The following is a 20,170-nucleotide window of genomic DNA, read 5'->3' on the forward strand; positions in this document are numbered from 1 at the left end:
CCAGCAATTTCAACTATTGCGCATCAATCCTGGGGCCGCGTTGCGGCCCTTTCGCGACACAAGGCCGCTCCCACAGGGTTAGCGCGTAGCCTGAGGTCGGCGCCAAACCTTTGGGAGCAAACGTGCCCGCGAAGTCCTGCAGAAACGTTGGCAGGCACTAAGGCGAGCCCGCCCAGGCGAAGTGATACACGTGGCTGGGGGCCGTGGCCTGGCACTGGCCGTTATCGGCATCGGCACCGACCACATACCACTCTGCGCGCGAGGTCTCGCCCAGCCTGCGTGCCTTGTCGGCACTGAAGCAGCGGCCCAGCTCCGAAGCCGGTACCAGGGCGAAGGCCGTGGGGTTGTGACGCAGCCAGTAAGCGGCCGCGTCCGCCTTGGGCTGGCCGGTGAAACCGAAGTGCACGATGGGTTGCCGGGCAAACAGCCAATGCCCCTCGCGCCAGTTGACCAGCACCAACTCGGCGCCGCCGGTGGCCCGCGCGGCTTCACTCATCAATGTTTCATGCGGGTTGCGGCCTTCCTTCAGCGGCTCGACGAAGCCGCGTGCGAACCACAGCGCGAACCATGCCAGGGCCACGGCAGTGAACGCCTTGCGCCAGGCTGGCCGGCGCTGCAGCCAGCGCTTGAGCAGCCACGGCAGCAGTGGCGCGATGGCCAGCACCAGGCCCGGCAGCGCCGGGAAGATATACAGCTTGCGCTTGCCGCTGCTGAGGCTGAAAAACAACAGCACGAGCACCACCCAGCCGAGCAGCAGCAGAAAGCGCCCGTCGCGTTTTTGCAGCTGCCGGCGCCAGGCCGGTACCAGCCAGGGCAGGGCCAGCACCAGTGGCAGCCAGTATTTGGGGATGACCTTGACGAAGAAGTACCAGAACGGTTCGCGATGGTCCCAGGCATTGGCATAGCGGCTGGCGGTCTGGCGCAGGAGTATTTCCTTCAGGTAGGCCAGCTCCGCCGCGCCACCACCATGGGCGATCGAAACCAGCAATGGCAGCAGCCACACCGCGCAACCGGCCAGCAGCCACGCCAGCCCCAGGCTCCAGCGCCAACCCTGGCCGGGCATGGCCACCACCCCGTGCCAGCGGTGCCGCACCGCCCAGGCATAGGGCAGCAATAGCAGCGCCGGGACAAAGCCCACGCCCTTGCTGATAATGCCCATGCCCATGGCCGCGCAAGCCAGGTAGAACCAGCCCCAGGCCGGCCCGAGCAGCAAGTGGCGCAGCATGCCGTAGAAACCCAGTGCCACCCACAGGCACAGGAAGCTGTCGATCTGCCCGGTGCGCAGGATGCTGTAGCTCTGGTAGGTGGCCAGGAACAACAAGGCGGCGATCACGCCGATGCGTCGGTTCCACAGGCGCCGCCCCAGGTCATGCAGCACCCAGGTAATGGTCGCCGCCGACAGCAGCCCAGGCAGGTACAGGGCAACCTTGGGCGAGCCGGTGAGGTGGCTGAACAGGGCCACGGTCCACATGAACAGCGGCGGCTTGTCGCCGTAGATTTCCGCCGCCCGGTGCGGGATGAACCAGTTGCCGCTCTGCAGCATTTCCAGGGCGACGCCGAGAAAGCGTTCTTCATCCACGTTCATCGGCTGGCGCCAGCCGATACCCGCGCCCACCAGCAACACCGCGAGGGCAATCAGGGCCAGGCGTTCGGCCCCGAGCGTGTTGAACCTAGGCAAGGGCTATTCCTTCTGTTCCTGGTGGCGGGCGATCAGCTGCAGGTTGCGCAGGTAGACCAGGAAGCCGAAGCTCTGGCCGATGATGAACACCGGGTCCTGGCGATAGATGGCGTAGGTCAGCAGCAGCGCGCTGCCGAGCATGCTCAGGTACCAGAAGCCCACCGGGATCACGCTGCGGCGCTTGAACTCGCTGTACAGCCACTGCAACACGAAGCGCCCGGTAAATACGGCCTGGCCGGCGAAGCCGATGACCAGCCACAGGGTTTCGCGGGTCATCCTTCGAACTCCTGGGGGCGCGTGTCCAGGCGGGTGCGACGGATCAGCCACCAGACCCCGAACAGGTCGAGGATGCCGACCAGGGCGCGGTCCAGGTTGCCGTACTTGGACACCCCGGCCTGACGTGGCCGGTGGTTGACCGGGTGCACCAGCATGCGGCCGTTGTGGCGCAGGATCAGCGCCGGGATGAAGCGGTGCATGTGGTCGAAGTAGGGCAGGCGCAGGAAGGCCGCGCGCTCGATCAGTTTCAGCCCGCAGCCGGTGTCTGGCGTGGCGTCCTTGAGCAAGCGGCTGCGCAGGCCGTTGGCAAGCCGCGAGGCCCAGCGTTTGCTGGCGCTGTCGCGGCGGTTGACCCGGTGCCCGGCCACCAGCTTGACGCCGCCGGCCAGGTCCTGGCTGGCGCGCACCAGGGCCAGCATGCCGGGGATGTCCGCCGGGTCGTTCTGGCCGTCCCCGTCCAGGGTCGCCAGCCAGCGCCCGCGCGCAGCCTGGGCGGCATGCCACAGCGAGGTGCTCTGGCCCAGCGAGCGCTCGTGACGGAGGATGCGCAGTTGCGTGTATCCCTGGCTTTTCAGTTGCAGCAGTACGCTCAGGGTGCGGTCGCTGCTGCCGTCATCGACCACCAGTACTTCATGGTCTTCGGCCGCCAGCGCGGTGCGTATTTCCATCAAGAGTGACGGCAGGTTGTCGACCTCGTTCCTGGCGGGAATGAGCACCGAGAGGTCAAGTGGATCTGTCATGAGGCTACCTGTGATCTTGTTGTGATTGCGCGGCTCAGACCCGGTAGAAATCCCGGTACCAGCCAACGAAGGCGTTGACGCCGTGTTCCAGCGATGTGCCGGGGGTGTAGTCGATCCAGCGTGCCAGCGAGCCGACGTCGGCCCAGGTTTCCAGCACATCACCTGCTTGCAGCGGCAGGTAGTCGCGTCGGGCCTTGATGCCCAAGGCATGCTCCAGGCATTCGACGAAGTGCAGCAGCCGTACCGGCTGACCTCGGCCGATGTTGAACAGCTGGCAGGGCGGTTGCCCCTCGGCCGACAGTGGCGGCTTCAGGCGCAGGCGCACAATGCTCTCGACGATGTCGTCGATGTAGGTGAAGTCGCGCCCCATCAGGCCGTTGTTGTAGACCTCGATCGGCCGGCCCTCGAGCATGGCGCGGGTGAACTTGAACGGCGCCATGTCGGGGCGGCCCCAGGGGCCGTATACGGTAAAGAAGCGCAGGCCGGTGGTCGGCAGCTGGTACAGGTGTGCGTAGCTGTGCGCCATCAGTTCATTGGCGCGCTTGCTGGCGGCATACAGCGACAACGGTTGCTCGACCGGGTCGTCGACGCTGAACGGCAGCTTGGCGTTGGCGCCGTACACCGAACTGCTGGAGGCATAGATCAGGTGGCGGGGCGGCTGCTGGCGGCAGGCCTCGAGGATGTTGAGAAAGCCGACCAGGTTGGCCTTGCCATAGGCGCCGGGGTTGTCCAGCGAATAGCGCACCCCGGCCTGGGCCGCCAGGTGGATCACCTCACTGAACGCCTGGCCGGCGAACAGCTGCTGCAGTTCGCTCGGGTGGGCGATGTCGAGGGTATGGAAGCGGAAATTGGCAAAGCCGAACAGCTTCTGCAGGCGCGCCAGCTTCAGCTGGACGCTGTAGTAGGCATTGAGGTTGTCGATGCCGACCACCTCGATGCCTGCTTCGCACAGGCGCCGCGCAACGTGGTAGCCGATGAAGCCGGCCACGCCGGTAATCAGTACGGGCATGCTGGCTGCACCTGGCCACGGCCGATGCCGTAGTAAGTCAGGCCGGCGGCGGCCATGTGTTCGGGTTCGAACAGGTTGCGCCCGTCGAACACCACCCGGTCGGCCAGCTGTTGCGGCACCTTGTCCAGGTTGAGCACGCGGTAATCCTGCCATTCGGTGACGATCACCAGGGCATCGGCGCCGTGCAGAGCATCGTCCTTGCACGGCACCAGTTGCAGGTCGGCGCGCGGGCCATAGTGCCGCTGGATTTCTTCCATGGCCTGCGGGTCATGGGCCTGCACCCGCGCGCCGGCGGCCCACAGCGCTTCCAGCAGGACCCGGCTGGAGGCCTCGCGGATATCATTGGTATTGGGCTTGAACGACAGCCCCCACAAGGCGAAGACCTTGCCCCGCAGGCCGCGTGGGTAGTGGCGCTGGATCTTGCTGAACAGCCGGCCCTTTTGCTGCTCGTTGACCGACTCCACCGCACGTAGCAGTTGCGGCTCGAAGCCTTCGGCCTCGGCGCTGCGGCGCAGGGCTTGCAGGTCCTTGGGGAAGCACGAGCCGCCAAAACCGCAGCCGGCATAGATGAAGTCGTAGCCGATGCGCGGGTCCGAGCCGATGCCACGGCGCACCATTTCGATATCGGCGCCCAGGTGCTCGGCCAGGTTGGCGATTTCGTTGATGAACGAGATCTTGGTCGCCAGCATGCAGTTGGCCGCGTACTTGGTCAGCTCTGCGCTGCGCGCATCCATGACCATGAGCTTTTCGCGGTTGCGGCTGAACGGCAGGTACAGCTCGCGCAGCAGCTCTACCTCGGCAGGCTCCGCGCCACCGATGATGATGCGCTCCGGGCGCATGCAGTCATCGACTGCCGAGCCTTCCTTTAGGAACTCGGGGTTGCTGACGACGTGGAAGCGGCTGGTATCGGCCACGGCCTGGGCGATGCGCGCCTTGATGCGGTGCACCGTGCCGACCGGCGCGGTGGATTTGTTGACGATCAGCTTGGGGCCGTCGGCATGTTCGAGGATGCTGTCGACCACGGCAAACACGTGCTTCAGGTCGGCGCTGCCATCGGCCTGGGGCGGGGTGCCGACGGCAATGAACTGCAACCTGGCATAGTTGGCCGCTTCGCTGGCGTCGGTGGTGAAACGCAGGCGACCGCAGGCCAGGTTCTTCTCCAGCATCGGCGCAAGGCCGGGCTCGAAGATCGGGCAATGGCCTGCATTGAGGCTGGCGACCCGCTCGGCGTCGACATCCATGCACAACACCGAGTGCCCCACCTGGGCCAGGCACACTGCCTGGGTGAGGCCGACATAGCCGGTACCGAAAACCGTGACCTTCATTTGACAGCTCCTTGGCGAGAAAGCTGAAAAAAAATGTCACAACGTTGTTTAGATATTGTTACTTGCGCAGGCCGCTGCTTCCTGGGCGACGTTCCACAGCTGCTGGCGGAACCAGCGCCGCAAGGGGGCAACCGAATGTGGTGGTGGACCGCGAACTGATCACCGGGCAGAACCCGTTCTCGGACAAGGCGCTGGCCAAGGTACTGCTGGAAAAGTTGGCAGGGCAGGCAAAGCCCTCTGATCAAGGCATCTAGACTTACAAGTGGTCTGCATCGGGCAACGCTCGGCAGGCCCATACCATTCAACCGACCACCGCCTCCCCGGAGCGGATGTCCCTCGCTGGCGATGGCCTTCTTTGCAGAGGAGGGCAGGTCATGGACGAGGCAAGGCTTCACGACTTCATGGGCAAGCTGGTGGGCGACATGGGCGCGGCGGCGACCTTGGCCAACGTGATTCTCGGTGATGAGCTGGGGTTGTACCGGGCCATGGCCGACAGCCAGCCGACCACCCCCGAGGCGCTGGCGGAAAAGACCGGCTGCCACCCGCGGCTAGTGCGCGAATGGCTCAGCGCCCAGGCCGCCTCGGGCTACATGGTGCATGACAAGGGCCGTTTCGTGTTGCCTGAAGAGCAGGCCATGGCCCTGGCACTGGAGGATTCCCCGGCCTATATGGCCGGTGGTGCGGCGGTGGTGGCCGCGCTGTTCCACGACAAGGACAAGCTGGTCGCGGCCATGCGCGGCGATGGCGGGCTGGCCTGGGGCGACCATCACCCCTGCATGTTCAGCGGCACCGAACGGTTCTTCCGGCCGGGTTACCGCACCTTCCTGGTGGCCGAATGGCTACCGGCGCTGGAGGGCGTGGTGGCCAAGCTGCAGGCGGGCGCCAAGGTGGCGGATGTGGGCTGTGGGCATGGCGCTTCCACGCTGGTCATGGCCCAGGCGTTCCCGGCATCCACCTTCGTCGGCTACGACTACCACGGGCCTTCCATCGCCACCGCCAACGAGCGTGCGCGTGAGGCGGGGTTGGCGGGGCGGGTGAGCTTCCAGCAGGCCAGCGCCAAGGACTACCCGGGGCATGACCATGACCTGGTGTGCTTCTTCGATTGCCTGCACGACATGGGCGACCCGGTGGGGGCTGCGAAGCATGCCTACCGTGCGTTGAAGGCCGACGGCACGGTGATGCTGGTGGAGCCTTATGCCGAGGATTCGCTGGAGGGCAATCTGACACCGGTCGGGCGCTTGTTCTATGCGGCGTCGACGTTTATCTGCACGCCGAACTCGTTGTCGCAGGAGGTGGGGTTGGGGCTGGGTGCGCAGGCAGGGGAAGCGCGGTTGCGGGCGGTGTTCGAGGAGGCGGGGTTTGGTCGGTTCCGGCGGGCGACGCAGACACCGTTCAACCTGATTCTGGAGGCTCGGAAGTAGAGGTAAGCCTGTGCCGGCCCTTTCGCGGGCACGCCCGCTCCCACAGGGCCCCACCTGAGGCCGGCGAAAACCCTGTGGGAGCGGGCGTGCCCGCGAAGAGGCCGGGCCTGCAAAAACAGAAGGGGCGCCTTGATGGCGCCCCCTCTGTCTTGCTGCTTAGGCTTCAGCGTCCCAGGGACGATCGCCTTTTTCATCCTTGACGCGGGTCGGCAGGCCCATCACGTCCAGCGCCTTGAGGAACGGCTCTGCTGGCAGCTCCTCGACGTTGACCATGCGCTTGGCATCCCACTCGCCACGGGCGACCAGCAGGGCGGCAGCCACTGGCGGTACACCAGCGGTGTAGGAAATACCCTGGCTGTCGGTCTCGGCGTAGGCTTCTTCGTGGTCGGCCACGTTGTAGATGAACACTTCGCGCGGCTGGCCATCCTTGGTGCCCTTGACCAGGTCACCGATGCAGGTCTTGCCGGTGTAGCCCGGGGCCAGCGAGGCTGGGTCCGGCAGCACGGCCTTGACCACTTTCAGTGGTACCACTTCCAGGCCTTCGGCGGTTTTCACCGGTTGCTCGGAGAGCAGGCCCAGGTTCTTCAGCACGGTGAACACGTTGATGTAGTGCTCGCCGAAGCTCATCCAGAAACGCACGTTCGGCACGTTGAGGTTCTTCGAAATCGAGTGAACTTCATCGTGGCCGGTCAGGTACAGGTTCTGCGAACCTACCACCGGCAGGTCGTCGGTACGCTTGACCTCGAACATGGTGTTGCTGGTCCACTGGCTGTTCTGCCAGCTCCACACTTGCCCGGTGAACTCGCGGAAGTTGATTTCCGGGTCGAAGTTGGTGGCGAAGTACTTGCCATGCGAACCGGCATTGACGTCGAGGATGTCGATCGAGTCAATGCTGTCGAAATACTGTTGCTGCGCCAGCTTGGCGTAGCTGTTCACCACACCCGGGTCGAAACCGACGCCGAGAATGGCGGTAATGTTCTTTGCCTGGCACTCTTCGAGGTGTTTCCACTCGTAGTTGCCGTACCACGGCGGGGTCTCGCAGATCTTGCCCGGCTCTTCGTGGATGGCGGTGTCCAGATAGGCGACACCGGTATCGATGCAGGCACGCAGCACCGACATGTTGAGGAAGGCGGAACCAACGTTGATCACGATCTGCGATTCGGTCTCGCGGATCAGCGCCTTGGTTGCCTCGACATCGAGGGCATTGAGCGAGAAGGCCTGGATGTCGGCGGGTACCTTGAGGCTACCCTTGGCCTTGACGCTGTCGATGATGGCCTGGCATTTGGAGATGTTCCGTGACGCGATGGCGATACGACCCAGTTCGTCGTTATGCTGCGCGCACTTGTGGGCCACCACCTTGGCGACACCTCCTGCACCAATGATAAGAACGTTCTTCTTCAATTTATCCCTTGCTCCTTACTGAAAGCCGGTCTTACGACAGGCTGGAAACGTAGTCTTCGAAACCGAACTCGCGCACCACTTCGACGCTGCCGTCGAGTTGCTTGACCACGATGGATGGCATTTTCAGACCGTTGAACCAGTTTTTCTTGACCATGGTGTAACCCGCCGCGTCGACGAACGACAGGCGATCACCGATGGCCAGCGGACGATCGAATTGGTATTCGCCGAAGATGTCACCGGCCAGGCACGACTTGCCGCAGACCATGTAGGTGTGCGCGCCGTCGCTGGGGGCCATCTTGGCGTTGAGGCGGTAGATCAGCAGGTCGAGCATGTGCGCTTCGATCGAGCTGTCGACCACGGCCAGGTGCTTGCCGTTGTACAGGGTGTCGAGCACGGTCACTTCCAGCGAGGCGCTGTTGGTGATGGCTGCTTCGCCCGGCTCCAGGTACACCTGCACGCCGTATTTTTCCGAGAAGGCTTTCAGGCGCGCGCAGAAGGCGTCCAGCGCGTAGTCTTCACCGGTGAAGTGGATGCCGCCACCGAGGCTTACCCACTCGACCTTGTGCAGCAGGTGACCGAAGCGCTCTTCGATGTGCGTGAGCATCTTGTCGAACAGGCCGAAGTCGCCGTTCTCGCAGTTGTTGTGGAACATGAAGCCGGAGATCTGCTCGATCACCTGTTCGACCTTGGCCGGGTCCCATTCGCCCAGGCGGCTGAACGGGCGGGCAGGGTCTGCCAGCAGGTAGTCGGAGCTGCTGACCTGCGGGTTGACGCGCAGGCCACGGACCTTGCCTTCGGACTGTTCGGCGAAGCGCTGCAACTGGCCGATCGAGTTGAAGATGATCTTGTCGCAGTTCTCGAGCATTTCCTCGACCTCGTCGTCGGCCCAGGCCACGCTGTAGGCGTGGGTTTCGCCGGCGAACTTCTGGCGGCCGAGCTTGAGCTCGTACAGCGACGAAGAGGTGGTGCCGTCCATGTACTGTTGCATCAGGTCGAAGACCGACCAGGTGGCAAAGCACTTGAGGGCGAGCAGCGCCTTGGCACCGGAGTGTTCGCGCACGTAGGCGATCTTCTCCATGTTGCCCAGCAGCTTGGTTTTATCGATGAGGTAGTACGGCGTCTTGATCATTTAAAGGCCCCCGGCCAGGCCGGCCAAAAAAAGGACACGCATTGTGCCTTCACTTGCCGCAGACCGAAAGGGTGGGTTACGCATTTCGTCGTGGTTGACGCTGTTGCGAGAGGATTTTTCCGGTTGCGGCGGGCTCAGTAGAACAGCGGCATGTGACTATCGTAATCAGCAGCCGGGTGCCGCAAGGAGAATCCGATGAGCAACGTTCTGTGCTGGATGGCACGGGCTACGCCCGTGTTCGCGGGTGAACCCGCTCCCACAGGGGCTGCGCTTGCTTCAAACCTTGCACAGTCCTGTTGCTACTTCAATCCTGTGCAGTCCAATCTGTGGGAGCGGGTTTACCCGCGAAGAGGCCGGTACAGGCAACCTCAATCAACCTGCTGCAACCACGCCTGGATCTGCTCCAGCGTGGCGGTTGCCCCGCCACAAACCACCACCAGCACATTCTGGTACTGCGCCAGGGCGCCCGGTGCATAGGCCAACGCCAAAGCCGCCCCACAGGCAGGCTCCACCAGCACGCGATGGTCCAGCAGGAACCGTTCGCAGGCTTCCAGCGCCGCGCGGTCAGTGACCAGATGGCTGTGCACCGGATGCTCCTTTACGCATACCAGCGCCTGGTCAGCCACACGCTTGGCCCCCAGCGAGGTCGCCACCGAGGCAATACGTTCCAGCTCCACCGAATGCCCCGCCTGCATGGCCGCATGCAGCGATGCCGCGCCCTCGGTTTCAACCGCCAGCACCGGCACATCGCCCCAGCCGTTGCGCTGTAGCCCCTCGACCACACCACTGAGCAAACCACCGCCGCCTACCGACAACACCACGGCATCCGGTTTCACGCCGGCCTCGGCGACTTCATCCACCAGGCTGGCATGCCCGGCCCACAGCAGCGGGTCGTCGAATGGGTGGATGAAGGCGTCATCCGGGCCGACCAAGGTCTGCGCCAGGGCGTTGGCCTCCTGCCAGGAGCTACCATGCACCACCACCTTGGCGCCCTCCAGGCGCAGCAGGTCCTTGGCCCGCTCGGTGGTGGTCTCGGGCACTACCACGGTCACCGGCACGCCCAGCTTGCGCCCGGCATAGGCCACTGCCAGGCCGGCGTTGCCGCCGGAGGAAGACACGAAATGCCGCGCGCCACGGGCATGGTGCACCTCACAGGCGTGGCCCACGCCGCGCAGCTTGAACGAGCCGCAGGGCTGCAGGGCATCGAGCTTGAGCCAGACGTTGCTGCCCGCGGCCAGCGACAGCGGGCGGGATTCGATCAGGGGGGTATGAATATGCAAGGTCATTGGCTGGCTCCGCGCAGTTGCTCGAGGTAGTTGTAAACGGTGTAGCGGGTCACACCCAGGGCGCTGGCGGCCTTTTCCACGCCGCCCTTGACGATGAACAGGCCACGCTCCTGCATCACGCGCACGGCCTCGACCTTGGCCTGCTTGTTCATCCGTCCCTGGCCGCTGCGCTGCAGGGATGCCTGGATTATCTCGCTCATCAGCAGTTCCATGTCGGCGGGCTCACTGACGGCAGGTGTGGCCCCCAGCGGTTGGAACTGCTGAAGAAAGTTCATGGCAGCATCCAGGCCGGTGACGTCGGTGTTGACGCAAAGGCTGGCGAAGGGGTGGCCGTTGCTGTCACGGAAGATGGCCGTGGCGCTGCGCAGCGTGCGGCCCTTCAGCGTGGTGGGGTAATCGGGCAGCACCACCGGCTCACAGCCGTGCTGATCGGCCGAGGCCTGCATCAGTGCCTTGAAACCCTGGTCCTGTTCCGGGGCGGCGAGGATCGGGCTACCGACGCTGCGGCCGGAAAGGTGGCCGTTGACGATCGCCACCACGGAGTGTTCCGGGTGGTCGAGGTCGTGCAGGAGGATTTCCATGTTGCGTGCGGCAACGCTGCCCAGGGCCTGGATGGCGGCCTTGAGGACGGTGAGAGTGAGCTGGCGTTCTTCGCTTGGGGTGATAGGCATGGCAGATCGTAAAATCAACGTTTTGTGTATTTTTACACATAAAGTTGAATTTTACGATCTATTGTGGACTGCACAGCCCTGTAGGAGCGGCCTTGTGTCGCGATAGGGCTGCGAAGCAGCCCCAGGATTTCAGCGTACAAGCTCAGATTGTTGGGGCTGCTTTGCAGCCCTATCGCGACACAAGGCCGCTCCTACAGGAATTGCGCATCGAGGTAGATAGGCGGCGATGCAGCCCCAGTACTCAGCCCAGGGCCGGAGTACGCGGTGGGATCATCCGCCGCGACCCGGTCGCCTCGAAGGCCGCACCAAAGCTCAGCAGCGCATTGTCGCTGTAAGCCCGGCCAGCAAAGGTCAGCCCCACCGGCATGCCGATATCGGCCATAACGCCCATCGGCACGGTCACGGTCGGCACGCCCAGGTGGCGGATCGCCAGGTTGCCGTTGGCCACCCAGATGCCGTTGCTCCAGGCGATGTCCGCCGATGCCGGGTTGACGTCGGCATCGGCCGGGCCCACGTCGGCCACGGTGGGGAACAGCACCGCGTCCAGGCCCAGGTTGTCCATCCAGTCTTCCAGGTCGATCTTGCGGGTCTGCTCCAGGCCGCGCAGGCCGTCGGGCAGGGTCTCGATCTGGTCCCAGGTCTTCAGGCCACGCTTGGCCATGTTGACGTACTCGTCCATGCCGGCGGCCAGGTCGTCCTCACGGTTGGGCAGGGTGCCCGGGTCGTGGGGGAAGATCTGCGGCCCGTCGACATCGGCCAGGCGGTTGAGCCTGGGGTCACCGTTGGCGCGCAGGAAGTCGTCGAAGGCCCACCCCGACAGCTCCCACAGCTCGTCATGCAGGAACTCCTTGCTGACGATGCCGCGGTTGTACACGGTCGGTGCGCCCGGGCGGTCGCCCTCACAGTTGGACACCAGCGGGAAGTCCACTTCCAGCACTTCGGCACCAGCCGCCTCCAGTGCCTGGCGGGCCTGCTGCCACAGGTCGATCACCGTGGCGCGGGTGTTGATGCGCTGGCCAGTCGGGCCGCCGATGCCAGGCTTCTCGGAAGTACCGGCCTCGGCATCGGCATTGATGTACATGCGTGGCACGCCAAAGCGCTTGCCTTTGAGCGCGCTGGCATCCACGGCCAGGTCCAGGTACGAAGCCGGGCGCACCGTCGAAGCCGCCGGGATTGGCACCCAAGGTTGCAGGCGCCACAGGTCGCCGCGCTTGTCGGCGTCGTCGGCTACGACCACGTCGAGGATTTCCAGCAGGTCGGCCATGGTGCGGGCATACGGCACTACCACGTCCATGGTCGGTGTCAGCGGCCAGTTGCCACGCACCGAAATCACCCCGCGCGACGGGGTATAGGCGCACAGGCCGTTGTTTGACGCCGGGCCACGGCCGCTGGACCAGGTTTCTTCGGCCAGGCCGAAGGCACTGAAGCTGGCAGCGGTGGCGGTGCCGGCACCGTTGGACGAGCCCGAGGCGAACGGTGCGGTCAGGTAGTTGGCGTTGTACGGGCTTTCGGCGCGGCCATACACGCCGCGTTGCATGCCACCGTTGGCCATGGGCGGCATGTTGGTCTTGCCCAGGCACACGGCGCCGGCGGCGCGCAGGCGTTCGATGGTGAAGGCGTCGCGCTGGGCCACCAGGTCCTTGAAGGCCGGGCTGCCGGAGGCAGCGGTCAGGCCTTTGACCAGGTAGCTGTCCTTGGCGGTGTAAGGGATGCCGTCCAACGGGCTCAGGACCTGGCCTTTGGCGCGACGGGCGTCGGAGGCTTCGGCCTCTTTCAGCGCCTCGGGGTTGCGCACCACCACGGCGTTCAGGGCAGTGGCGGTGTCGGCGCCATCGTAGGCGTCGATGCGCGCCAGGTAGGCCTGGACCAGCTCGACCGCCGTCGTGCGGCCCGACTCGAGCGCATCGCGCAGCTCGGCAATGGAAACCTCGGTTACCTCGATCATGCGTTCACCAAAAAAATGTGCAGGTGGGGGCTAATGCGAGGAGTGTACAAGAAGGGCTTGGCGGGCGCAGGTTTGCGCGGGGGCAAATGGTTTTTTGCAGGCGGGCATTGTCGAGCCTCTTAAGCCCGGCGCGAACCCTTGTAGCGGCCTTGTGTCGCGATAGGGCCGCAAAGCGGCCCCAATTATTTCACTGTCATACGAAGACCCTGGGGGCGCTTCGCACCCCTTTCGCGACGCAAGGCCGCTCCCACAAGGGGGCCGCGTCAACCGTCCAGGTCTGCCGCTGCATGCCGCTCCGGCACCTGGCTGGCCTCATCCCCCCAGGTCCGGTTCACCCGTGTGCCACGCTGCACCGCCGGGCGCAAGGCAATCTCCTCGGCCCAGCGCTGCACATTCGGGTACTCGTCCACCGCCAGGAACTCCGCCGCGCCATACAGGTTGCCGCGCACCAGCTGGCCATACCACGGCCACACGGCGATGTCGGCGATGCTGTATTCCTCGCCGCCCAGGTAGCGGCTTTCGGCCAGGCGCCGGTCGAGCACATCCAGCTGGCGCTTGGCTTCCATGGTGAAGCGGTTGATCGCGTACTCGAACTTTTCCGGCGCATACACGTAGAAGTGGCCAAAGCCGCCGCCCAGATAAGGCGCCGCGCCCATTTGCCAGAACAGCCAGTTCAGGCTTTCGGTGCGTGCAGCTGGGGCTTTCGGCAGCAAGGCACCGAACTTTTCCGCCAGGTACAGCAGGATCGAACCCGACTCGAACACCCGCACCGGCGGCTCGACGCTGCGGTCGAGCAGGGCGGGGATCTTCGAGTTGGGGTTGACCTGGACAAAACCGCTGGAGAACTGGTCGCCCTCGCCAATGCGGATCAACCAGGCATCATATTCGGCGCCCGAGTGGCCCAGCGCGAGCAGCTCTTCGAGGGCGATGGTGACCTTGACGCCATTGGGCGTGGCCAGGGAGTACAGCTGCAGCGGGTGCTTGCCCAGCGGCAGGTCCTTGTCGTGAGTCGGGCCGGCAACCGGGCGGTTGATGCTGGCGAACTGGCCGCCGGACGCTGCGTCGTTGCGCCAGACCTTTGGTGGCACGTAGGCGGGCTTGCTCATGCATGAATCTCCTTCATTGGCGCGAAACGGTCACGTAGAGACGTGGACCTGCATCTATGCCACGGGTTCGACGAAAAGCGCAAATGCATAGGGCGCGGGCGTGAAGTGCATGACTTCGGTTTCATCCAGGTTTCATCCGGTGCAGCCCAGGCCGGTTCTATGCTGGGCTATCTCTTCGCCCTGCAAGGAACCGCCGGCCGATGACTCTCCCACGCTGTGTGTTGGCGCTTGCCCTGTTCGCCAGCCTGTTGGCCCACGCCGAGGCCGCGCCCTGGGTTGCCGGCCTGCACCACATGACCCTGGCCGACCCGGTCGACGCGCGGCCCATGCAGGCGCTGGCGTTCTACCCGGCCATCGGCAATACCCGCAGCAGCCGGATAGACGGCTACCCGATCGACGTGAGTGAAGAAGCGCCGGTAGCGTTGGGCCAGTTCCCGTTGCTGGTGCTGTCCCACGGCAATACCGGCAGCCCGCTGGCCTTGCACTACCTGGCGACGTCGCTGGCGCGCCAGGGCTTTATCGTGGTGGCGGTGGTGCACCCCGGCGACAACGCCCGCGACTACAGCCGCCTGGGCACCCTGAGCAACCTGTATGGCCGGCCGCTGCAAGTGAGTGCCGCGATTACGGCCGCCCGCGAAGATGCCTTGCTGGGGCCCTACCTGAGCGGTGGCAAGGTTGGGGTGATCGGCTACTCGGCCGGTGGTGAAACCGCCTTGATTCTCTCAGGCGCGCGCCCCGATCTGGACCGCCTGCGCAAGTATTGCCTGGAGCGCCCTAACGACGCCGACGCCTGCAGGACACACGGTGTGCTGATTGCCGACCGCAGCGAGCTGGTGCCAGAGGCCGACCAGCGGGTGGGGGCGGTGATGCTGATGGCGCCGCTTAGCCTGCTGTTCGGGCGCCATGCCTTGGCCGGGGTGCAGGTGCCGGCGCTGATCTACAGTGGCGACAGCGACCAGCTGGTGGCGGTGGACCGCAACGCCGAAGCCCTGGCCCGCAAGTTGCCGGTCACACCGGACTATCGCCTGCTGGCCGGCGCCGGCCACTTCGTGTTCATGGCCCATTGCGATGCCGAGCAGTCCGTGCGGATGCCGGCGCTGTGCAAGGATGCCGCAGGCGTGGACCGCCGGCACATCCACCATTCCCTGCAACGTGAAGCCGCGGTGTTCTTCAGCCAGGCGTTGGGCGCGCCGCAGCCTGCCGAGCGTTCAGCCGCGAGCGGCGCGCCGCGCCAGCAACAGCGTTAGGCCGACACCCGCCAGGGCGAGCAGGGCGGCCACACAGAAGATCGAGGCATAACCCAGGTGAGCGGCCACCGCGCCCATCACAGGTCCGGCGATGGCCAGGGCCATGTCGAAGAACACCGCGTAGGCACCCAGCCCTGCGCCGCGGCTGCTGCTGGGTACCTGCTTGATCGCTTCCACCCCCAGCGCCGGGTACACCAGCGACAGCCCGAAACCGGTAAGCCCGGCGCCGATCAGTGCCCACGGCGGCGACGGTGCCAGCCACAGCAGGCTCAGGCCGAGCACTTCGGTGGCCATGCACGCGACCGCCACGTTGTAGCCACCAAAACGGTTGACCGCATTGACGAACAGCAGCCGGGAAATGATGAAGCATACGCCAAAGGCACTCAGGCACCAGGCCGCGCCCGCCCAGCCGCGCTCCAGGTAATACAGGGTGACGAAGGTGGTCAGCGTGCCGTAGCCGATAGAGGCCAGGGTCAGGCCCAGGCCACAGGGTGCGACCCGGCCGAAGGCCGACCAGAAGGGCAGGCGCTCGCCACGCACCACCACCACGTCCGGCCGCTTGCGCAGTACCAGCAGGGCCGATACCGCCAGCACCAGCAATGCCGGCCCCAGCACGCTGAAGTCCAGCCCGTCCACGGCCAGTACGCCCAAGGGGGCACCAATGGCGATGGCGCCATAGGAGGCGATACCGTTCCAGGAAATCACCCTGGCGGTGTGCTCGGGCCCGACCTGGCTGATGCCCCAGCTCAGCGTGGCCACGCCGATCAGCCCTTGGGCGATGCCCAGCAGCAGGCGCCCGCCGAGCAGCAGCGCCAGGCTCAGCAGCGGTAGCGTCAGGGTCCAGGCCGATAGCAGGGTCAACACCCCGCAGCCGGCAATCCCCAGCAAGCCGAAGCGAATGGCCTGCTTGCCCCCCAGGGTATCGGCCACGCGCCCGGCAAACGGGCGGCTGAGTAGCGTGGCCAGGTATTGCAGGCCAATGGTCAGCCCGGCGACCACCGCGCCAAACCCCAACTGGTCGTGCACATGGCTGGGCAGCACGGCGATCGGCAGGCCGATGCAGAGGAAGGCAATGAAGGTGTAGAAAACGATCGACAGGATCTGCAGGGTGATGTGCAGCGTGTTGCTGGCGGGGGCGGGTTGTTGCGCGGTCATGGGCACGTTCGCGGGCGGGCGGTTGGGCGTGGCCCCATCATGGCCGTTGCGCGAAGGAAATGAAAGCAGGCTAACGAATTATTCGTCGGGCAGTGCCAGCCTGAGGGACCGGCGGTGGATTCTTCGCGGGTGAACCCGCTCCCACAGGATTTGCATAGGCCTCAAATGCTACGCAGTCCCTGTGGGAGCGGGCATGCCCGCGAAGAGGCCGGCCCAGCCATGCAAGATGCCACTACACCCTGGCTACGCAGATAATCGTCATTCACGGGCTCGCCCGCTCCCACAGGATTTGCATAGGCCTCAAGTGCGACACAGTCCCTGTGGGAGCGGGTTTACCCGCGAAGAGGCCGGCCCAGCCATACAAGATGGCCAGGCCGCCGCTTCAATCAGACCACTACACCCTGGCTACGCAGATAATCGTCATTCGCGGGCTCGCCCGCTCCCACAGGATTTGCATAGGCCTCAAGTGCTACACAGTCCCTGTGGGAGCGGGTTTACCCGCGAAGAGGCCGGCCCAGCCATACAAGATGGCCAGGCCGCCCCATCAATCAGACCAGCACACCCTGGCTACGCAGGTAATCGTCATTCGCGGGCTCGCCCGCTCCCACAGGATTTTGCATAGGCCTCAAATGCTACGCAGTCCCTGTGGGAGCGGGCATGCCCGCGAAGAGGCCGGCCCAGCCATACAAGATGGCCAGGCCGCCCATCAATCAGACCACTACACCCTGGCTACGCAGGTAATCGTCGTAGGTACCGCTGAAGTCCACCACGCCATCAGCCGACAGCTCGATGATGCGCGTGGCCAGCGACGACACGAACTCACGGTCGTGGCTGACGAACAGCAGGGTGCCCGGGTAGTTTTCCAGCGCCAGGTTCAGCGCCTCGATCGATTCCATGTCCAGGTGGTTGGTCGGCTCGTCCATCACCAGCACGTTCGGCTTCTGCAGGATCAGCTTGCCGAACAGCATGCGGCCTTGCTCACCACCGGAAATCACCTTCACCGACTTGAGAATCTCGTCGTTGGAGAACAGCATGCGCCCGAGGGTGCCGCGGATCACCTGCTCGCCGGAGGTCCACTGGCCCATCCAGTCGAACAGGGTCATGTCGTCTTCGAAGTCGTGGGCGTGGTCCTGGGCGTAGTAGCCCACTTCCGCGCTGTCGGTCCACTTCACTTCACCCTTGTCCGGGGTCATTTCACCGACCAGGGTGCGCAGCAGGGTGGTCTTGCCGATACCGTTGGGGCCGATGATCGCCACGCGCTCGCCAGCCTCGATGGTGAAGCCCAGGTCCTTGAACAGCACCTTGTCGTCGAAGGCCTTGGCCATTTTCTCGACGGTGACGGCCTGGCGGTGCAGCTTCTTGGTCTGTTCGAAGCGGATGAACGGGCTCACCCGGCTCGACGGCTTGACCTCGGCCAGCTGGATCTTGTCGATCTGCTTGGCCCGCGAGGTGGCCTGCTTGGCCTTCGAGGCGTTGGCCGAGAAGCGGCTGACGAAGGTCTGCAGTTCGGCGATCTGGGCTTTTTTCTTGGCGTTGTCCGACAGCAGCTGCTCGCGGGCCTGGGTGGCAGCGGTCATGTACTCGTCGTAGTTGCCCGGGAATACGCGTAGCTCGCCGTAGTCCAGGTCGGCCATGTGGGTGCAGACACTGTTGAGGAAGTGCCGGTCGTGGGAAATGATCACCATGGTGCTGTTACGCGCGGTGAGGATGGTTTCCAGCCAGCGGATGGTGTTGATGTCCAGGTGGTTGGTCGGCTCGTCGAGCAGCAGCACGTCCGGGTCCGAGAACAGCGCCTGGGCCAGCAGGACACGCAGCTTCCAGCCCGGTGCCACTTCGCTCATCGGGCCGAAGTGCTGTTCCAGCGGAATACCCAGGCCCAGCAGCAGTTCACCGGCACGGGATTCGGCGGTGTAGCCGTCCATCTCGGCGAATTCGGTTTCCAGCTCGGCGACGGCCATGCCGTCTTCCTCGGTCATTTCCGGCAGCGAGTAGATACGATCGCGTTCGGCCTTGACCTTCCACAGTTGGCCGTGGCCCATGATCACCGTGTCGATCACGGTGAATTCCTCGTAGGCGAACTGGTCCTGGCGCAGCTTGCCCAGGCGGGTGTTCGGCTCGAGCATGACCTGGCCGCCGGACGGCTCCAGGTCACCGCCGAGGATCTTCATGAAGGTCGACTTGCCGCAACCGTTGGCGCCGATCAGGCCGTAGCGGTTGCCGTTGTTGAATTTGACGGAAACGTTTTCGAACAGCGGCTTGGAGCCGAACTGCATGGTGATGTTGGCGGTAGAAATCAAGTGCTTGTCCTGCGGGGGTTCCAGAGGTGTATTTAGGCCATCTCGTCAGTCTTGGGCCAATTTTGGGCCAATTCGACTCGGGGCGGCAGCTTCTCCAGCTCCCTCCAGTCCGAGGAGGAGCTGATCCATTTCGCGTAGGTAGAAAGCAACATCTCGACGCTGTGACCAAGCTGGTTCGCGATGAACGCGGGTTCATCCCAGGCATCAGGCATAGGGTGGCGTAGGTGTGGCGGGTGTCGTACTGACGGCGTTCACGGATGTTCAGCGCCTTGGGCGCCGATTTGAAGTGGCGGATTGTAACACTTGGTTCGTTGATCCACAGCCCACCTTTGCTCGGCTGGAACAGAAATGGGCGGATCGGGTGCGCTGGCTTGGGATGCCCTGCGCTGGAGAGTTGCCATCCTCTAGGCCTGCTGGATGGCATTCAGCGCGCGCTCGTTGAGCAGCACTGATCTGCAGATACTTCTACGCGTCGCATAGAGGCGCGAGATCTTGGCCAGCTCGGTATGGCTGATTGCAGGGATACGGTCCTCATCGCAATGATCGCAGGCGCCGCACTTACGATCCTGCATCGCTGCGCATTCAAATCATACGCTGAAGCGGGCTCATCAGCTCGGCACCTTGGTTGCGCACATTCCCCACGGCGATACCCACCCGGTACCACTCGAAGGCTTCGGCCGGCTCACCCAGGTTGAGCACCAGTTGTTCTGCGCGCTCGCTGGGCATTGCTGCCGCGATCCACTCGTACGCCAGTTCTGGCGACAACACGACAGGCCGGCGGTCGTGAACGTCGACCATTCCGCCCTGAGCGTCCGCGGTAATGATGACGAACCCGTCGTGCACGGTGCCGGTGAACTGGCCGATCGAGGCGCAAAGGGCAGGGCGCCCATCCTGGCGGCGGATGTAGTACGGCTGCTTCTTCGGCCCACCTTCATCAACCCATTCGTACCAGCCGTCGATAGGGGTGATGGCCCGGTGCGGCCAGATCGCCCGGAAGAATGGACCATGCGCCACCTTCTCGACCCGCGCGTTGATCGGCGCAGCGCGATCGTTCGCCCAGTGCGGTCGCCATCCCCACCTCACCAGGTCCGCCCGTGGGCCTACGTCATCCATCCGCAGTACTGCCACCGGCGTGGTCGGCGCGATGTTGTACCGGCCAAGCGGCTGGTCGCCGACGTTGTTCCGCCAGGCCTCTGGCAGGCTCAGGGTTTCAACGAAGTCATGTATGCCACGGTACTGGCTGAGCCTTCCGCACATATTCGCTTCCTCCGAAACCATGAGCATAGGCCAGGGCATGGTTCCTCAGGCACATGGCAGCAGGGGGGCCGAGCATGGACGGAACGACCCTGATCGGATGTGACACGGCTTTGGAACAGCAATTGCTTTGACCCTGAGGCATTGATCATTCGGGGAACGCAAAAATGACTCAGGATGACCGCTATTACATGGCCTTCGTTGTGGTTGCCGTACTGCTCCTGGATCTG

At 64.5% G+C, this 20,170-nt stretch carries 17 protein-coding genes and 2 pseudogenes; 3 read left to right on the top strand and 16 right to left on the bottom strand.

Annotated elements, in window-relative coordinates; genetic code table 11:
• Positions 1-157: 157 nt before the first annotated feature.
• The 5 genes from ACGLHT_RS28135 to ACGLHT_RS28155 are packed head-to-tail and all read right to left on the bottom strand — an operon-like array spanning position 158 to position 5,028.
• Positions 158-1,678: a glycosyltransferase family 39 protein gene (locus ACGLHT_RS28135; RefSeq protein ID WP_274120908.1), complete on the bottom strand. Its 1,521-nt coding sequence runs from the start codon at positions 1,676-1,678 to the stop codon at positions 158-160.
• A 3-nt stretch (positions 1,679-1,681) separates the two neighbouring features.
• Positions 1,682-1,954 (bottom strand): lipid-A-disaccharide synthase N-terminal domain-containing protein, encoded by a 273-nt coding sequence (locus tag ACGLHT_RS28140; protein WP_025338958.1) that lies wholly within the window; start codon positions 1,952-1,954, stop codon positions 1,682-1,684.
• Entirely contained in the window at positions 1,951-2,694 is a 744-nt protein-coding gene (locus ACGLHT_RS28145) for a glycosyltransferase family 2 protein (RefSeq protein WP_274120909.1), read from the bottom strand. Before ACGLHT_RS28145 ends, ACGLHT_RS28140 begins: the two co-directional genes overlap by 4 nt.
• 34 nt (positions 2,695-2,728) lie before the next feature.
• Complete coding sequence (locus ACGLHT_RS28150) at positions 2,729-3,703, bottom strand: NAD-dependent epimerase/dehydratase family protein (RefSeq protein ID WP_137163798.1); 975 nt, start codon at positions 3,701-3,703, stop codon at positions 2,729-2,731.
• Positions 3,691-5,028 carry a UDP-glucose/GDP-mannose dehydrogenase family protein gene (locus ACGLHT_RS28155; RefSeq protein WP_085663659.1) on the bottom strand — a complete coding sequence of 446 codons (1,338 nt, stop codon included), beginning with the start codon at positions 5,026-5,028 and terminating at the stop codon, positions 3,691-3,693. The genes ACGLHT_RS28150 and ACGLHT_RS28155 overlap by 13 nt, the downstream gene beginning before the upstream one ends.
• Before the next feature lie 122 nt (positions 5,029-5,150).
• Here ACGLHT_RS28155 and ACGLHT_RS28160 point away from each other — a divergent pair.
• A pseudogene (locus tag ACGLHT_RS28160) lies at positions 5,151-5,282 on the top strand (type 1 glutamine amidotransferase domain-containing protein); the annotation flags it as partial.
• Between the two features lie 120 nt (positions 5,283-5,402).
• On the top strand, positions 5,403-6,449 hold the full coding sequence (locus ACGLHT_RS28165) for a class I SAM-dependent methyltransferase (protein WP_075045114.1): 1,047 nt from the start codon (positions 5,403-5,405) through the stop codon (positions 6,447-6,449).
• Between the two features lie 156 nt (positions 6,450-6,605).
• On the opposite strand, the gene ACGLHT_RS28170 is transcribed toward ACGLHT_RS28165, so the two are convergent.
• From ACGLHT_RS28170 to yghU, 6 genes are all read right to left on the bottom strand, one after another.
• Positions 6,606-7,850, bottom strand: coding sequence for a saccharopine dehydrogenase family protein (locus ACGLHT_RS28170; RefSeq protein ID WP_003248123.1), 1,245 nt, complete (start codon positions 7,848-7,850; stop codon positions 6,606-6,608).
• A 31-nt stretch (positions 7,851-7,881) separates the two neighbouring features.
• Positions 7,882-8,979, bottom strand: coding sequence for a carboxynorspermidine decarboxylase (locus ACGLHT_RS28175; protein WP_137163801.1), 1,098 nt, complete (start codon positions 8,977-8,979; stop codon positions 7,882-7,884).
• 368 nt (positions 8,980-9,347) lie between these two features.
• Complete coding sequence (locus ACGLHT_RS28180) at positions 9,348-10,265, bottom strand: pyridoxal-phosphate dependent enzyme (RefSeq protein ID WP_137163802.1); 918 nt, start codon at positions 10,263-10,265, stop codon at positions 9,348-9,350.
• Entirely contained in the window at positions 10,262-10,936 is a 675-nt protein-coding gene (locus tag ACGLHT_RS28185) for a transcriptional regulator (RefSeq protein WP_137163803.1), read from the bottom strand. The genes ACGLHT_RS28180 and ACGLHT_RS28185 overlap by 4 nt, the downstream gene beginning before the upstream one ends.
• A 241-nt stretch (positions 10,937-11,177) precedes the next feature.
• The gene (locus tag ACGLHT_RS28190) at positions 11,178-12,881 is read right to left on the bottom strand and encodes an amidase (RefSeq protein WP_075045118.1); all 1,704 of its coding nucleotides are present in this window, start codon (positions 12,879-12,881) and stop codon (positions 11,178-11,180) included.
• Positions 12,882-13,144: 263 nt separating this feature from the next.
• Positions 13,145-13,987 carry a glutathione-dependent disulfide-bond oxidoreductase gene (gene yghU, locus ACGLHT_RS28195; RefSeq protein ID WP_137163804.1) on the bottom strand — a complete coding sequence of 281 codons (843 nt, stop codon included), beginning with the start codon at positions 13,985-13,987 and terminating at the stop codon, positions 13,145-13,147.
• A 200-nt stretch (positions 13,988-14,187) separates the two neighbouring features.
• Between yghU and ACGLHT_RS28200 the strand changes: the two genes are divergently transcribed.
• Positions 14,188-15,234: a dienelactone hydrolase gene (locus ACGLHT_RS28200; protein ID WP_137163805.1), complete on the top strand. Its 1,047-nt coding sequence runs from the start codon at positions 14,188-14,190 to the stop codon at positions 15,232-15,234.
• On the opposite strand, the gene ACGLHT_RS28205 is transcribed toward ACGLHT_RS28200, so the two are convergent.
• From ACGLHT_RS28205 to ACGLHT_RS28225, 5 genes and pseudogenes are all read right to left on the bottom strand, one after another.
• Positions 15,196-16,389 (bottom strand): MFS transporter, encoded by a 1,194-nt coding sequence (locus ACGLHT_RS28205; RefSeq protein WP_137163806.1) that lies wholly within the window; start codon positions 16,387-16,389, stop codon positions 15,196-15,198. The genes ACGLHT_RS28200 and ACGLHT_RS28205 overlap by 39 nt on opposite strands.
• Positions 16,390-17,099: 710 nt before the next feature.
• On the bottom strand, positions 17,100-18,686 hold the full coding sequence (locus tag ACGLHT_RS28210) for an ABC-F family ATPase (protein ID WP_025338972.1): 1,587 nt from the start codon (positions 18,684-18,686) through the stop codon (positions 17,100-17,102).
• A 32-nt stretch (positions 18,687-18,718) separates the two neighbouring features.
• Positions 18,719-19,087: pseudogene (locus tag ACGLHT_RS28215) on the bottom strand (integrase).
• A 3-nt stretch (positions 19,088-19,090) separates the two neighbouring features.
• Complete coding sequence (locus tag ACGLHT_RS28220; protein ID WP_170978841.1) at positions 19,091-19,258, bottom strand: hypothetical protein; 168 nt, start codon at positions 19,256-19,258, stop codon at positions 19,091-19,093.
• A 10-nt stretch (positions 19,259-19,268) separates the two neighbouring features.
• Positions 19,269-19,943 (bottom strand): SOS response-associated peptidase, encoded by a 675-nt coding sequence (locus tag ACGLHT_RS28225; protein WP_137163837.1) that lies wholly within the window; start codon positions 19,941-19,943, stop codon positions 19,269-19,271.
• Positions 19,944-20,170 lie beyond the last annotated feature (227 nt).

It is taken from the genome of Pseudomonas sp. PsB (genome assembly GCF_043658375.1).
In the GTDB taxonomy this organism is placed as follows: domain Bacteria; phylum Pseudomonadota; class Gammaproteobacteria; order Pseudomonadales; family Pseudomonadaceae; genus Aquipseudomonas; species Aquipseudomonas putida_Z.